The organism is Micromonospora sp. GCM10011541, assembly GCF_042650725.1.
GTDB classification, from domain to species: domain Bacteria; phylum Actinomycetota; class Actinomycetes; order Mycobacteriales; family Micromonosporaceae; genus Micromonospora; species Micromonospora sicca.
Window position 1 is genome coordinate 83306 of the sequence record NZ_JBHSBP010000104.1, and the last position, 14869, is coordinate 98174.

Here is a 14869-nt window from a genome sequence, read left to right on the forward strand (position 1 = left end):
GGGACGGTTGGGCCGGGCGGCGGACGGGCGTGGCCGGCTCGGGCGACCCGGGCCAGGGCCCGTCGACCGGGCGCGACCGGACGGCGGCCGGATCTGGCCCGCCCGGACGCACCGGGGGCGCCGCCGGGCCCGCCTCTGCGCGGTTGCGCCGCACGGGCGGCCCGTCGGGACCGGGGCGGCCCGCGCCGGGCGGAGGCGCGGCTGCGGGCCGGGCGCCCCGGCCGGGCTCGGGCGCCGGGGATGCGGTGCGCGGCGGCGGACCGGCGGGCGGCAGCGGACCGCGCGGCGGCACCGCGGCGGGCGGCGCCGCCGGGCCCGGGCCGGCACCCTCCGGTCCGAGTTCCGCCCGCTGCTGCTTGGCCGTCCGCAGGTCGTCGATCCAGCCGAACTCCTCGCCGGCGACCGCGTCCTCCGGCTCGGCGTCGGCCCTGCCCCGCCCCCACCGGCGGCCCTTGGCACGAGGGTCCCGCCGCTCGTCGGGGCCGTCCTCCGGCCGCTCCGGACCACGCGCCATCACTGCTGACCCTCCCCGACGGCGTCGCTGCCGCCCTCATCCGCCCCGCCGACCTGCTCCGGACCCGCCGGGTGCCGGCCGTTCACGGCGACCGGTGCGGGCTGCTCCGCCCGCCCCGCCGGTACGGGCAGCCCCCGGACGATCCGGCGCAGCAGCGGCAGCCGGGTGGCCACCGACCGCTCGGCCCCGTGCCCGCTGGGCTGGTAGTAGTCGGTCCCGACGAGGTCGTCCGGAGCGTACTGCTGGGTGACCACACCGCGGTGGTCATCGTGCGGGTAGCGGTAGCCGGCGCCGTGCCCGAGGCCCCGCGCGCCGGAGTAGTGCGCATCGCGCAGGGCGCGGGGGACGGCGCCGCCGCGACCGGCCCGCACGTCGGCGATGGCGGCGCCGATGGCGGTGGTGGCCGAGTTCGACTTCGGGGCGGTGGCCAGGTGGATCACCGCCTGGGCCAGGTTGAGCTGTGCCTCGGGCAGGCCCACGTACTCCACGGCGTGGGCGGCGGCGGTGGCCACGCTCAACGCGGTGGGGTCGGCCATTCCCACGTCCTCGCTGGCGAAGATCACCAGGCGGCGGGCGATGAACCGGGCGTCCTCGCCGGCCACCAGCATCCGAGCCAGCCAGTGCAGTGCCGCGTCCACGTCCGAGCCGCGCATGCTCTTGATGAACGCGCTGGTCACGTCGTAGTGGGCGTCGCCGTCGCGGTCGTAGCGGACCGCGGCGACGTCGACCGCCTGCTCGGCGGTCGCCAGGTCGATCCGGCCGGTGCCGAGCGCGGTGGCGGTGGCGGCGGCCGCCTCCAGGGCGGTCAGCGCCTTGCGGACGTCCCCGCCGGCGAGGCGTACGAGATGGTCCTCGGCGTCGGTGGCCAGGGTGAGCGCGCCGCGCAGGCCGCGCTCGTCGGCGACCGCGCGGCGCAGCAGGCCGCGTACGGCGTCGTCGTCCAGCGGCTGGAGGGTGAGCAGCACGCACCGCGACAGCAGGGGCGAGATGACCGAGAAGTACGGGTTCTCGGTGGTCGCCGCCAGCAGCGTGACCGTGCGGTCCTCCACCGCGGCGAGCAGCGAGTCCTGCTGGGTCTTGCTGAACCGGTGCACCTCGTCGATGAAGAGCACGGTCTGCGGGCCGCCCGCCCGGCGCTGCCGGCGAGCGGTCTCGATCACCGCCCGGACGTCCTTCACCCCGGCGGAGAGGGCCGACATGGCGACGAAGCGACGGTCGGTGGCCCGGGCGACGAGGTGGGCGATCGTGGTCTTGCCGCTGCCCGGCGGCCCCCACAGGATCACCGACATGGGCGCCGCGCCGCCGACCAACTGCCGCAGGGGCGCGCCCGGCGCGAGCAGATGATCCTGCCCGACCAGCTCGTCGATGCTGGCCGGCCGCATCCGGACCGGCAGCGGGGAATCCGCGCCGGCGGCGGTGAACGCGTCGACGCCACCGGAACCCGCGGGGGCGCTGGGCGCCCCGGCGGGTTCGCCGAAGGTGAAAAGGGCGTCGGACTCCATCACGAAGACAGTACCGGGCCGGGCTGACGGCGCTGGAATCGCGCCGCCGGCCCGGCCAGCGGTGATCGGATCCGGTCAGCCCCGACCGGGGCGGCGACCCCGGTACCAGCGGCCGCCGCCAGCGCCGCGCAGGCCGGAGCCGACCCCGGCCAGGTAGAGCGAGAGCAGCAGGAAACCGATGAGGGCCAGGGTCCAGTTGTTGAACAGGTCGGGGGCGCCGAGGTTGCTGTTCAGGAAATCGAGCAGCAGCGCGAAGCCGAACACGATGGCCGCGAGAATGGCGAGCATGTCGTTCCTCCGGTGGGGGTCCCAGTAGGTCGGCACGTGATGTACCCAATCGGTCTCTTCGCCAATCTCCACCGTGGACCGGCCCACCCCCGGGCTCCGTCGACGCCCCGGTCGGCGTTCTAGGCTGGCCGCATGATCACTGCCGACCAGGTCCTGGTGGGACGGGACGCACTCCTGGCCGCCACCGGACACCACCCGTACGCCCGGCACGCGCTCTGGCGGGACCACCAGCCGCGGGGCTGGCGCCGGGACGGGGCGGTGGGGTGGCTCCTCCCCCCGGAGCAGGGCCCGGCGGGTGGGGCACTGGGGCCGGCCGCTCCGGCGGTGGACGTCTTCGCCGGTCTCCTGGCGGACGGGGTGCTGCGGCCGGGCCAGTGGCTGCACCTGCCCCGCACCACGGCGGAGAAACTGGCCGGGCGGCTGACCATCGCCCGGCTCGACGAGTGGGACTTCCTCTGGACCACCACGCCCCCGCCGCCCCAGCCTGAGGAGGAGCGGGTGGTACGCCTCACCGAGGCCGACCACCCGGCGCTGGCGGCGCTGATCGAGGAGTCCTTCCCGACCACCACCTCCCGGCCCGGCGACCCGCGCATCGTCGACTGGTACGGCATCCGCGACGGTGACCGCCTGGTCGCCTGCGGCGCGGACCGCAGCCGGGGCGACATCGGCTTCCTGGCCGGCCTGACGGTGGCGATCGACCGGCGGGGCCGGGGTCTCGGCGCGGCGCTGACCGCCGGGATGACCCGCGCCCTGGTCGCCCGGTACGACCACGTCGCGCTCGGCGTCTACACCGACAACGTCGGGGCGATCCGGCTCTACCGCCGGCTCGGCTACACCGGCACCGAGCACCGCAGCTCGGTCCACCTCGGCTGACCGCATCCCCGGCGACCCGACCCACCGGGCGGAGACCGGCGGATCGGGTGGTGGCGGCAGCGGGTCAGCGGCTCCGGGTGGCGGTCACATCGGCGGTCGGAACGGCCTCGGGAGAGACGGCTCCGGTGGCCGGTGCCGCGGGATCGGCCAGCCCCGAGGCGAGCTCGGGCTCGGCGACCGGCGCGCCCGGGCCGACCGGCGGGGTCCCGCTCCCGTCGGCGGTCGCGGCCCGCCCGGCGCGCCAGGCCGGCAGGTAGAGCGGGGCGGCCAGGGCGAGCACCACCGCGCCGACGAACATGGCGGTGCTGACGCTGCTGCGGTCCGCCAGCGTGGTCAGGACGACCATGCCGAGTGCCCCGGCCGGCTGGGCCATCATCGAGTTCAGCGAGATCACGCTGGTCCGGTACGGCCCGTCGACCTGGCGGTGCAGCAGCCCCATGTGCAGCGGGTTCGACGCACCGTGCACGGTGTAGCAGGCCAGGTAGGCGATGAGCACCCCGACCGGCCCGGCGAAGACACCCATCCCGACCACCGTCACGCCCTGCAGGATCCGCATCAGGGCCGCGCTGGGCGCGGCGCCGAGCCAGCGCAGCAGCAGCGGGGTCAGCGCGGCGCCCGCCGCGTTGGCGAGCCAGGCCACCGAGCTGGCCGGGCCGAGCAGCGCCGCCGCCCGGTCGGCGTCCCCGACCACCTCGGCGAGGCGGACCGGCAGCAGCGACTCGAAGGTCACCATCCCGAAGCCCCAGAACAGCTCGACGCAGACCAGGGCGAGCAGCACCCGGGAGCGGCGCAGCAGTCCGACCGCCTGCCCGACCATCCGGGGCGCCTCGACCATCGAGGCCCGCAGCGCGCCGGCGCCCCTGGCCGGCCGGGTCTCGACCAGCAGACGCAGCAGGACGACCAGGGCGATCGTCTGGAGGGCGATGGCCACCAGCACGGGCAGGGTCAGCGCGCTGATCGGCCCGACCGGACCCAGCGCGACCAGGCCGCCGCTGAGCAGCGCACCGGCGCCGATGGCGACGCCGATGACGGTGCCGGCGTACCCCAGGCCCCGCTCGTACTCGGCCTTCGGGTCGGCGGCGAGGGTGGCGTCGACGTACCAGGACTCCAGCGGGCCGCTGTCCAGCGCCCGGTAGACGCCCTGCAGAGCCCAGGACAGGAAGAAGAGCCAGAACGAGTCGGCCACCGCGAAGATGGCCAGCGAGACCAGGCAGACCATCCAGGCGGCCACGAGCACCGGCTTGCGGCCGAGCGCGTCGGCGAAGCCACCGGTCGGCAGTTCCAGCGCGAGCACGATCAGGCCCTGGGCGGTGCCGACCAGGCCGATCTGGGTGAGCGACAGCCCGCGTTCCTGCATCAGCAGGATCATCACGGGGATCATCAGGCCGGCGGGGAGCCAGCGCAGGCCGTAGAGGGTGAGGTAGCGGAACCGGACCTGGCGTACGGACAGGGCGCTCATCGCATCTCCTGGATCAGCGGGTAGGCGGCGAGGAAGACCTGCACCGGCGCGGCGTCCGGCTCGGCGGGATCCGATTCGGCGCGGTAGCGCTCCAGGACCTGCCACAGCTCAGCCTTGAGCTCCTCCAGGCGGGCCGGTGGGATCGTCATGAAGATGTCGCCCATGCCGAGGGCGTCCCGCCAGGCGGGCGACCACTCGTGCTGGATGGCGAACCACCGCTCGGCGTGCTCCACGAGGAGACGCACCTGGTCGCCCTGGATCCACTCGATGGCCGCCCGGGCGTCCGGGTCGTCGTCGAAGTCGGTCGGCTCCCAGTTGGTGACGTCGTGCGCGGCCCGCCACCAGCGCTGCCGGCCGGTGCCCCGGTCGGTGTCCTCGACGACCAGCCCGACCTCGGCCAGCTGGCGGAGGTGGTAGCTGGTGGCGCCGGTGTTGGTGCCGAGCAGCTCGGCGAGGGCGGTGGCGGTGGCCGGGCCCTTCACGCGCAGGGCGCCGACCAGGCGCATGCGCAGCGGGTGGGCGAGCACCCGCACCTGGCGGTGGTCGATCCGCACCGCACGGGGCTCGGGCCGGGTCCCCGGATTTTCGTTCTCCACGCCTTGCACAATATCCGTGCACACTTCCTGTGCACAATAGTTATGCACAGGAAGTGTGCATGATCCGACGCCAGCGGCGATGAACGGGTCAGGCCGCGAGAAGTTCGCGGACCCCGCGCAGCCGGGTGCGCAGCAGACCGGCGGCGCGGGTGGAGTCGAGGCGTACCTCGGTGGGCCGGAGCAGGCCGGACGCGGCGCTGGTGGTGGTCTTCATCCCGGCCGGGTCGAGCCCTTCCCGGCGGGCCACCAGCAGGCCCAGCTCGGCGCGGCTGACCGCGTCCGGGCCGGCCACGTTGAGCGGCCCGGCGTACCCCGACGGCACCAGTTCGAGGACGGCGGCGGCCACGTCGACCACGTCCACCGGGCAGCGGAGCTCGTCCGTGAAAAGGGCGGCCCGGCCGGCGAGCCCGTCCCGGCAGAGCTGGATCTGCTTGCTCCCCTTCCCCAGGATCAGCGACGTGCGCACCAGCGCCGCGCCCGGGTCGACCGCCCGGACCGCGGTCTCCGCCGCCGCTTTCGCCGCCCCGTACGGGAACACCGGGGTGGGCGGCTCGTCGTCCGGATAGGGCGCCGACCGGCCGGCGTGCAGCGCGTCGCTGGACAGGTGGACCAGGCGGGCCCCCAGCTCGGCGGCGGCGAACGCCACGTGGGCCGCCCCGTCCGCGGTCACCGCCCAGTCGTCGTACCGGTAGGGGGTGCCGATGACGGCGTCGGGGCGTACCGCCGTGACCAGCGCGCGCACGGCGGACCGCTCGGTGACGTCGAGCCGGCGCGCCTCGACGCCCGGCACCGCGACGGCGGCCGAGTGGTACGTCCCGACCACCCGCTGCCCCGCGGCCACCGCCTGCCGGCAGATCTCGGCGCCGAGGAAGCCGCTGGCCCCCACCACGAGCAGTGTCATCCTGTTCCCCGTTCCCGAAAAGGTCGAGCGGTCCGCGTCATCATGACGCGGACCGCTCGATCACGTGGGGACGGCTCAGGTGGGGTCGGCGACCGGAGCCACCGGACCGGCGGTGCCGGCGTGCACCCCGGTCGGCGCCTTCGGCTTGGCGTCGATGCCCGCCTCGGCGCGCTGCTGCGCGGTGATCGGCGTCGGCGCGCCGGTCAGCGGGTCGAAGCCACCGCGGGTCTTCGGGAAGGCGATCACCTCGCGGATCGAGTCCGCGCCGGCGAGCAGCATGCAGACCCGGTCCCAGCCGAACGCGATGCCGCCGTGCGGCGGGGCGCCGTACTTGAACGCCTCCAGCAGGAAGCCGAACTTGTCCTGCGCCTCCTCCGGGGTGATGCCGAGCAGGTCGAAGACCCGCTTCTGCACGTCGCCCCGGTGGATACGGATGGAGCCGCCGCCGATCTCGTTGCCGTTGCAGACGATGTCGTACGCGTACGCCAGGGCCCGGTCGGGGGCCTCCTCGAACCGGTCGACCCACTCGGCGTTCGGCGAGGTGAACGGGTGGTGCACGGCCGTCCAGCCGCCCTCGTCGGTGCGCTCGAACATGGGCGCGTCCACCACCCAGCAGAACGCCCAGGCGCTCTCGTCGATCAGGCCGGCCCGCTTGGCGATCTCGATCCGGGCCGCGCCGAGCAGCTCCTGCGCCTCCCGCGTGGTGGCGCTGGCGGCGAAGAAGACCGCGTCGCCCGGCTTCGCGCCGACCGCGTCGGCGAGCCCACCCAGGTGCTCGGCGGAGAGGTTCTTCGCCACCGGCCCACGCGCCTCGCCGGTCTCCGCGTCGAGCACCACGTACGCCAGGCCGCGCGCGCCGCGCGCCTTGGCCCAGTCCTGCCAGCCGTCCAGCTCCTTACGGCTCTGCGCGGCGCCGCCGGGCATGACGACCGCGCCGACGTAGCCGCCCGCGTCGATCGCGCCGGCGAACACCCGGAACTCGGTGCCGCGCAGGTAGTCGGTCAGCTCGGTCAGCTCGACGCCGTAGCGCAGGTCCGGCTTGTCCGAGCCGTACCGGGCCATCGCGTCGTGCCAGGTGATCCGCGGGATGGGCCGGGAGATCTCGTGACCGGCCAGGTCCTTCCAGAGCGCCGAGACGATCGCCTCGCCGAGGTCGATCACGTCGTCCTCGGTGACGAAGGACATCTCGATGTCGAGCTGGGTGAACTCGGGCTGGCGGTCGGCCCGGAAGTCCTCATCCCGGTAGCAGCGGGCGATCTGGTAGTACCGCTCCATGCCGCCGACCATCAACAGCTGCTTGAACAGCTGCGGCGACTGCGGCAGCGCGTACCAGCTGCCCGGCTGGAGGCGGACCGGGACCAGGAAGTCGCGGGCGCCCTCCGGGGTGGAGCGGGTCAGCGTCGGCGTCTCGATCTCCAGGAAGTCGCGCTCGTGCAGCACGCCCCGGGCGAGCTGGCTGGCCCGCGAGCGCAGCCGCATCGCGTTGGCCGGGCCGCTGCGGCGCAGGTCGAGGTAGCGGTACCTGAGCCGGATGTCGTCGCCGGCCTCGATCTGGTCGTCCACGGGCAGCGGCAGCGGGGCCGCCTCGGAGAGCACCTCCAGCACGGCGGCGGTCACCTCGACCTCGCCGGTGGGCAGGTCCGGGTTCTCGTTGCCGGCGGGACGCCGGGTCACCTCGCCGGTGACCTGCACGCAGAACTCGTTGCGCAGCGCGTGCGCGTCCTCCTCGCGGAAGACCACCTGGACCACGCCGGAGCCGTCGCGCAGGTCGACGAAGATGACCCCGCCGTGGTCGCGCCGGCGGGCCACCCACCCGGCGAGCGTCACCGTCGAGCCGGCGTCCGCGGCGCGCAGGCTTCCGGCATTGTGGGTACGGATCACGGCTGGCAACTCCTCATCGTGGAACAGTCCTCACCGGTCATTCTGTCAGGGGCGGCCGCCCTTCCTCCCGGGCACCCGGCACGCGGGTGCGATTCGTCGCCGGACCAACGGGCGAACCACGACGGATGGACCACCCGGCCGGTTACCGTGACCGGATGCGTGCCGTACCGACGTGGGCCGTGGTCATGGCGGGGGCGGCACCGGTGCTGCTGGTGACCGGCGCGACGGTCGCGGGCGCCCGGCAGCCCACCGGCTACGACCCGATCCGGGACACCATCAGCGAGCTGGCCGGGCAGGGCGCCACCGACGCCTGGATCATGGTCGGCTGTCTGGTGCTGCTCGGCTGCTGCTACCTGGCGACCGCCGCCGTGCTGCACGCGGCCGGGTTGCCCAGCCGGTTCGTGCTGGCCATCGGCGGAGTGGCCACCATCGCGCTGGTCGCCTTCCCGCGACCGAAGGTCGGCGGCTCCCCCGGCCACGGCACCGTGGCGACCGTGGCCGTGCTCGCCCTGGCGCTCTGGCCGGCCTGTTCGGCGCTGTGGCTGCCGCGTGGCCCGGACGCCGGGCACCCCGCCCGCCCGGAGCCGCCCTGGGCGTTCCGCCGACCGGTGGCGCTCAGCGTCACCGCGTTGCTGCTGAGCCTGTTCGGCTGGTTCGCGTTCGAGGTCACCGGAGGGTCCCGGACCGGGTTGGCCGAGCGGGTGACGGCGGTGGCGGTCGCGCTCTGGCCGCTGCTGGCGGTGCTCTCCGCCCGGCGGGCGCAGCTCGCGCGATCCGCCGACCCCGGCCCGCCCGTCAGTCCGAGTCGGCGGACAGCAGATGCCGCACCTGCGGAGCACCGTCGACCAGCTCGCGGGCCCGCTCCTCGACGGCCTGGTCGGCTCCCGTGAGCCGGCCGCCGTGGTGCGGGTGCTCCTCCCAGGACGGCACCTGGTAGACCTCGACGACGCCGTGCGCCCGCTCCCCGGCCCGGAACAGCCCCAGCGCACCGCCCCGGTCCGCCGTCGGGACCGGCCGTCACGGGGGCGCTCACCGGGCGGGAGGCACCCCGGGCCGGGCCGCCCAGTCCGCTGATCGCGGGGAAGCGGCACGGAACGGGCCGCCGGTCACCCGGCGGCCCGCTCCCATGGGGTGGCTCAGTAGACGCTGACGCCGTAGACGCTGAGCGCCTCGGTGACCGGCTGGAAGTAGGTGGTGCCGCCGGAGGAGCAGTTGCCGCTACCGCCGGAGGTCATGCCCAGCGCGGTGCTGCCGGCGAAGAGCGAGCCGCCGCTGTCGCCCGGCTCGGCGCAGACCGTGGTCTTGATCAGGCCGTAGACGCTGCCCTCGGCGTAGGTCACCGTGGCGTTGGTGGCGGTGACACTGCCGCTGTGCACGCCGGTGGTGCTGCCGCTGCGCTTGACCGACTGGCCCACGTAGGCGTTACCCGCACCGGTGATGTCCTGCGAGGTGCCGTTGTAGAGGTAGACGGTGCCGGGGTGGGACAGGCCGGTGTTGTCGTACCGGACGATGCCGTAGTCGTTGCCCGGGAAGCTGGTGCCGACGCGGGGGCCGATGTAGGTCGTCTGGCTGGAGTTGGTGTACCAGCTCGCCGAGATGTTGGTGCAGTGCCCGGCGGTCAGGAAGTAGTAGGTGCCAGCGCTGTTGCGCACGTTGAAGCCGAGGGAGCAGCGACCGCCGCCACCGGCGTAGATCGCCTGGCCACCGTTGAGCCGGGTGCTCAGCACACCGGACTCGGAGATGAGGCGGACCGCGCCGTTGGTGCGGGCGACGGCGGCCTTGACCTTGTCCAGCTTGGCGCCGGTGACGGTGCTGTCGACCGAGATGACGACCTGGTTGGTGACCGGGTCGGTCCACCAGGCGGTGCCGGGGATCTTGGCGGACCTCTCCAGCTCGGCGGTGGCCCGGTTGAGCTCGGCGGCGCCGCGGGCGACGAGCTTCGGGGTGGCGCCGGCGGCGCGGACCTGGCGGGCGGCGGCGTCGTCGGTGACCGCGACGACCATCTTGCCGCTGGCGTCGGCGTACGTGCCGGCGGCGCGGTCGCCGAGCTGCGCGGCCAGGCCGGCCGCGGCGTCGGGCGAAGCGGGCGCGGCGGGTGCCGCCTGGGCGGGCGCGGCGAGCAGCGAGCCGGCTACCAGGGTTCCGGCGACGGCGACGGTGACGGCGCGGCGGAGCGATGACCTCGTGGGTCGCATGAACAGCCTCCCGGATGGGGGATGGGGGGCCCAACTCGTGGCGAGGGCCTGGACCGACCCGGCCGAGCTGGGGGAACCGGCCGAGCTGAGTGAAGTATTCACATGTTTAAGATCGTAAGCAAGACCGTGGTTTGCCCGAATTCACCCGGCGGCCACAAGTAACTGCTTCGCAACATTGTGGACACAGACTGTCATCTATACCATCCGGTCACCGTCGCATTCCCGGCACCCGTGATCCGGAGGCCACGATGACCATCCCCCGCCGCGTGCTGGCCGCTCTCGCCAGCCTGACCGCCCTCGTCCTGCTCGCCGCCGACCCGGCCACCGCCGCCACCACCCCACCCCCGGCCTCGATGGCCAGCCTCGGCGACTCCATCACCCGCGGCTTTAACGCCTGCGGCTGGTACGTCGACTGCACCTCGCGGTCGTTCAGCACCGGCGACTACTCCACGGTGAACAGTCACTACCTGCGCATCCGCGCGGTCAACCCGGCCATCCAGGGCCGCAACCTCAACGACGCGCGCAGCGGCGCCAAGTCGGCCGACATGTACGGCCAGGCCGGCACCGCGGTCGGCCAGGGCGTCGAGTACGTCACCATGCTCATCGGCGCCAACGACGCCTGCACCAGCTCGGAAGCCACCATGACCCCGGTGGCCACGTTCCGGGCCAACATCGACAGCGCGCTCAACCGGATCCGCGCCGGCCTGCCCAACGCCCGGGTCGCGGTGATGAGCGTGCCGGACATCCACCGCCTCTGGTTCATCGGCAAGGGCAGCGGCAGCGCCCGCAGCGCCTGGTCGGCGTTCGGCATCTGCCAGTCGATGCTGGCCAACCCCACCTCGACCGCCCAGGCCGACATCGACCGGCGGGCCCGGGTCCGGCAGCGGGTGATCGACTACAACAGCCAGCTCGCCCAGGCCTGCGCCGCGTACGGCGCGAACTGCGACTTCGACGACAACGCCGTGTTCAACTACCCGTTCGTGCTCAGCCAGGTGTCGACCTGGGACTACTTCCACCCGAACACCAGCGGCCAGGGGGTGCTGGCCAGCGTCTCGTACGCCAACGGCTTCGGCTGGTAGGCGCTCCCGCGGCGCGCGGGCGGCCGGCCGTCCGCGCGCCGGCCCGCGTACCCGGGAAGAACCCCGCCGGTCAGTCGACCCGACGGCGCGCCCCGGGGCCCGGCCGGGGCAGCACGTCGCGCGGGTCCGTCACCTCGTGCCCCGCGGCGCAGCGCAGCTCGGCGTGGACCTCGGCGCCGCAGTCCCGGTGGGTGACCCGCAGCGGCGGGCCCTCCGGGTCGGCGAGGTAGCGGTCGCCCCAGCCGAGCACGGCCACCAGCACCGGCCAGAGGTCGAGGCCCTTCTCGGTGAGCCGGTACTCGTGGCGCACCCGGCTGCCCGGCTCCCGGTACGGCTCCCGGCGCAGCACCCCCTGCTCGACCAGGGTGGCGAGCCGGTTGGTGAGCACCTGTCGGGGAATGCCGGTCCGCACCCGCATGTCGTCGAAGCGGCGGATGCCGTTGAAGACCTCACGGAGCACGACCAGGGTCCACCGCTCGCCGAGGATCGCCATCGCCCGGGCGATGGTGCAGTTCTCCACCGACCAGTCCAGTGCCGAGGGTCTCATGCCGACCAGGCTAGGTCTGATTGACAGACTCAGCAACGCGCTGCCAGGCTGAGTCCATGACTCAGACGCAGGATCCGGCGCGCAGCCGCACCTTCTCCTGGTCCGACCCGGTCGCGGGCGCGGCGCACGTCGGCCGGCGCAGCGGCCTGGAGCTGCTCCGCGCGATGATCGCCGGTGAGCTGGCCGCGCCGCCGATCATGCACCTGATCGACATGTCCCGGATGGAGGCCGAGGAGGGCCGGGTCGCGGTGGAACTGGTGCCGCAGGAGTTCCACTACAACCCGCTCGGCACCGTGCACGGCGGGGTCATCTCCACCCTGCTGGACACCGCCGCCGCCTGTTCGGTGCACACCACCCTGCCCGCCGGCGTCGGCTACACCTCGCTGGACCTGAACGTGAAGTTCCTCCGCCCGGTGACGGTCGCCAGCGGCACCCTCCGCTGCGAGGGCACCGTCCTCCAACGCGGCCGCCGCACCGCCCTCGCCGAGGCGAGGCTGACGGACGCCCAGGGCCGCCTCATCGCCCACGCCACCTCGACCTGCCTGCTCTTCCCCCTCGACCAACCAGCCTGACCCCTCCCAATCCCGGTTGATCTTGCACCTGGGGCCCTCGATAGGGGCAAGCTATGGCTTTGCCGGGGCACGAAGTGCAAGATCGCGGGGGCCGGGGCGGAGGCGGAGTCGGGGCGGGGTCAGCGGAGGGTGGCGAGGCGGGCGGAGCGGGCGGCGCGCTTCTCCTCGAAGCGGGCGGCGGCCTGCTCCAGGTCGTCGAGGTGGCGGGCGATCTGGTCGCGGGCGGCCTCGCCGTCGCCGTTCAGGCCGGTCACCGAGAAGACGTCCCACTGGCGCAGCACGGGGACGACCACGTCGTCGCGGTGCTGGCGCAGGTCGTAGATGCCGGCCAGGGCGATCGCCACGGACTTGCGGGCGAAGCCGTCGATGCCGACACCGGGCATCTGGAAGTCGGCCAGCACGTCGGCCACGGCCCGCATGGCCTGGCTCGGGGCCAGCTCGAAGGCCGCGGCGAGCAGGTTGCGGTAGAAGACCATGTGCAGGTTCTCGTCGGCGGCCACCCGGGCCAGCAGCGCCTCGCAGGCCGGGTCGCCGGTTACCCGTCCGGTGTTGCGGTGTGAGATCCGGGTCGCCAACTCCTGGAACGACACGTACGCGAGCGAGTGCAGCACCTCGTCGCCGTGCGCGTTGGTGTAGCCCGCCGACATGTGGGTCATCCGGGCGCGCTCCAGGGCCACCGGGTCGACCGCCCGGGTCACCGTCAGGTAGTCGCGGATCGCGGTGCCGTGCCGCCCCTCCTCGGCGGTCCACCGGTGCACCCAGTTCCCCCACGCGCCGTCCCGGCCGAACAGGGTGGCGATCTCGTGGTGGTACGAGGGCAGGTTGTCCTCGGTGAGCAGGTTGACGATCAGCGCCGTCCGGGCCACGTCGGGGATGGTGGAGTCGGACTCCGCCCACGCCTCGCCGCCGAGCGGGCCGTCGAAGGTGCGGCCCTCGCTCCACGGGACGTACTCGTGGGGGAACCACTCCTTGGCCATCGACAGGTGCCGGTCGAGGTTCTTCTCCACCACGGCTTCGAGTTCGAGGAGCAGGGCGGTCTGGCTCATCGGGGTGGTCATACGGGTCTCCCTACGGTGGCGTAACTTACGCCACCGTAGGTCCTCTACCCCGTACGCGCCAGTACGAACTCAGCTGACCAGTGGTTTCAGGTCCGGGCGCGGTGGCGTCCACTCGCCCGCCGCCGCGGCTACCTGCTCGCCGGAGCGGATGTCCTTCACCTCGTCGCCCTCGGCGCCGGGGAACCAGACGTACGGGATGCCCCGCCGTTCGGCGTAGCGGATCTGCTTGCCGAACTTGGCCGCGCTCGGCGACACCTCGGTCGGGATGCCCCGGGAGCGCAGCGCCTCCGCCACCTTGTTGCTCGCCGGGCGGTCCTCCTCGGTGCTGACGGCGACCAGGACACACGTCGGCACGCTGCGGGAGACCGTCAGCGCCGCGGCGCCGAAGAGCAGGCCCAGCAGCCGGGTCACCCCGATGGAGATGCCCACCCCCGGGAAGCGGACGTTGCCGGAGCTGGCCAGGTTGTCGTACCGGCCGCCGGAGCAGACCGAGCCGAACCGCTCGTAGCCCAGCATCTGCGTCTCGTAGACGGTGCCGGTGTAGTAGTCCAGGCCACGGGCGATCCGCAGGTCGGCCACGCAGAGGCCGGGCGAGTGCGCGGCGGCGGTCTCCACCACGGCGGTCAGCTCGGCGATGCCCTCGTCGAGCAGCGGGTCGCTCACGCCGAGGGCGCGCACCGCGTCGCCGAAGGAGGCGTCCGGCGCGGAGATCTCGGCCAGGGCCAGGCACGCCTTGGCCTGCGCCTCGCTCGCCCCGGCGGTCTCGGCCAGCAGCTCGGCGACCCCCGCCGGGCCGATCTTGTCGAGCTTGTCCACCGCGCGCAGCGCCGCCTCCGGGTCGGTGAGCCCGATGCCCCGGTAGAAGCCCTCGCAGATCTTGCGGTTGTTGACCTGGATCCGCACCGGCGGGATCGGCAGCGAGCGCAGCGCGTCGCCGATCACCAGCGGCATCTCCGCCTCGTAGTGGGCCGGCAGGGTGTCCCGGTCGACGATGTCGATGTCGGCCTGGAGGAACTCGCGGTAGCGCCCCTCCTGCGGGCGCTCGCCCCGCCACACCTTCTGGATCTGGTAGCGCCGGAACGGGAACTGGAGCTTGCCGGCGTTCTCCAGCACGTAGCGGGCGAACGGCACGGTCAGGTCGAAGTGCAGGCCGAGCGAGTCGTCGCCGGCCGGGCCGTCGGTGTCGGCCTGGAGCCGGCGCAGCACGTAGACCTCCTTCGAGGTCTCCCCCTTGCGCAGGAGCTGGTCGAGGGGCTCGACCGAGCGGGTCTCCAGGGGGGCGAAGCCGTACAGCTCGAAGGTGGCGCGGATCCGGTCGAGGACGAACTGTTCGATCATCCGCTGCGCGGGCGTCCACTCCGGGAAGCCGGAGATGGGCGTGGGCTTGCTCATGGCGTACTCCTT

Annotated in this window: 14 protein-coding genes and 1 pseudogene; 4 read left to right on the forward strand and 11 right to left on the reverse strand. The window is 73.8% G+C overall.

Translation table 11 applies throughout. From position 1 onward, the window contains the following. Positions 1–513: 513 nt before the first annotated feature. Both ACFOYX_RS34770 and ACFOYX_RS34775 read right to left on the reverse strand, forming a co-directional pair. Complete coding sequence (locus ACFOYX_RS34770; protein WP_322440570.1) at positions 514–2016, reverse strand: replication-associated recombination protein A; 1503 nt, start codon at positions 2014–2016, stop codon at positions 514–516. A 75-nt stretch (positions 2017–2091) separates the two neighbouring features. Continuing rightward, on the reverse strand, positions 2092–2304 hold the full coding sequence (locus ACFOYX_RS34775) for a hypothetical protein (RefSeq protein WP_322440569.1): 213 nt from the start codon (positions 2302–2304) through the stop codon (positions 2092–2094). Positions 2305–2436: 132 nt separating this feature from the next. On the opposite strand from ACFOYX_RS34775, the gene ACFOYX_RS34780 reads away from it, so the two are divergent. Beyond that, positions 2437–3177 (forward strand): GNAT family N-acetyltransferase, encoded by a 741-nt coding sequence (locus tag ACFOYX_RS34780; protein ID WP_322440568.1) that lies wholly within the window; start codon positions 2437–2439, stop codon positions 3175–3177. Positions 3178–3241: 64 nt separating this feature from the next. Here the strand turns inward: ACFOYX_RS34780 and ACFOYX_RS34785 are convergent, their stop codons facing one another. From ACFOYX_RS34785 to aspS, 4 genes are all read right to left on the reverse strand, one after another. Next, complete coding sequence (locus ACFOYX_RS34785; RefSeq protein WP_322440567.1) at positions 3242–4636, reverse strand: MFS transporter; 1395 nt, start codon at positions 4634–4636, stop codon at positions 3242–3244. Beyond that, on the reverse strand, positions 4633–5232 hold the full coding sequence (locus ACFOYX_RS34790) for a helix-turn-helix domain-containing protein (protein ID WP_322440566.1): 600 nt from the start codon (positions 5230–5232) through the stop codon (positions 4633–4635). Before ACFOYX_RS34790 ends, ACFOYX_RS34785 begins: the two co-directional genes overlap by 4 nt. 88 nt (positions 5233–5320) lie before the next feature. Next, entirely contained in the window at positions 5321–6133 is an 813-nt protein-coding gene (locus ACFOYX_RS34795; protein ID WP_322440565.1) for a sugar nucleotide-binding protein, read from the reverse strand. Positions 6134–6208: 75 nt separating this feature from the next. Next, positions 6209–8014: an aspartate--tRNA ligase gene (gene aspS / locus ACFOYX_RS34800; RefSeq protein ID WP_322440564.1), complete on the reverse strand. Its 1806-nt coding sequence runs from the start codon at positions 8012–8014 to the stop codon at positions 6209–6211. Between the two features lie 155 nt (positions 8015–8169). Here aspS and ACFOYX_RS34805 point away from each other — a divergent pair, with 155 nt between their 5' ends. Then, entirely contained in the window at positions 8170–8904 is a 735-nt protein-coding gene (locus ACFOYX_RS34805) for a DUF998 domain-containing protein (RefSeq protein ID WP_322440563.1), read from the forward strand. Here the strand turns inward: ACFOYX_RS34805 and ACFOYX_RS34810 are convergent. Both ACFOYX_RS34810 and ACFOYX_RS34815 read right to left on the reverse strand, forming a co-directional pair. Then, a pseudogene (locus tag ACFOYX_RS34810) lies at positions 8879–8944 on the reverse strand (hypothetical protein); the annotation flags it as partial. The gene ACFOYX_RS34805 and the pseudogene ACFOYX_RS34810 sit on opposite strands and share 26 nt — an antisense overlap. Before the next feature lie 206 nt (positions 8945–9150). Beyond that, a complete protein-coding gene (locus ACFOYX_RS34815) occupies positions 9151–10209 on the reverse strand; it encodes a S1 family peptidase (protein ID WP_322440562.1) in 1059 nt (352 codons plus the stop codon). Positions 10210–10457: 248 nt separating this feature from the next. Between ACFOYX_RS34815 and ACFOYX_RS34820 the strand changes: the two genes are divergently transcribed. Continuing rightward, complete coding sequence (locus ACFOYX_RS34820; RefSeq protein WP_322440561.1) at positions 10458–11288, forward strand: SGNH/GDSL hydrolase family protein; 831 nt, start codon at positions 10458–10460, stop codon at positions 11286–11288. 70 nt (positions 11289–11358) lie between these two features. On the opposite strand, the gene ACFOYX_RS34825 is transcribed toward ACFOYX_RS34820, so the two are convergent. Further along, positions 11359–11835 (reverse strand): helix-turn-helix domain-containing protein, encoded by a 477-nt coding sequence (locus ACFOYX_RS34825; RefSeq protein WP_322440560.1) that lies wholly within the window; start codon positions 11833–11835, stop codon positions 11359–11361. A gap of 56 nt (positions 11836–11891) precedes the next feature. Here ACFOYX_RS34825 and ACFOYX_RS34830 point away from each other — a divergent pair, with 56 nt between their 5' ends. Further along, positions 11892–12407, forward strand: a complete 516-nt coding sequence (locus ACFOYX_RS34830; protein ID WP_322440559.1) for a PaaI family thioesterase — start codon at positions 11892–11894, stop codon at positions 12405–12407. Between the two features lie 119 nt (positions 12408–12526). On the opposite strand, the gene ACFOYX_RS34835 is transcribed toward ACFOYX_RS34830, so the two are convergent. Both ACFOYX_RS34835 and hisS read right to left on the reverse strand, forming a co-directional pair. Further along, on the reverse strand, positions 12527–13465 hold the full coding sequence (locus ACFOYX_RS34835; protein WP_322440558.1) for an acyl-ACP desaturase: 939 nt from the start codon (positions 13463–13465) through the stop codon (positions 12527–12529). Between the two features lie 69 nt (positions 13466–13534). After that, on the reverse strand, positions 13535–14857 hold the full coding sequence (hisS, locus tag ACFOYX_RS34840; protein ID WP_322440557.1) for a histidine--tRNA ligase: 1323 nt from the start codon (positions 14855–14857) through the stop codon (positions 13535–13537). Between the last annotated feature and the right edge of the window lie 12 nt (positions 14858–14869).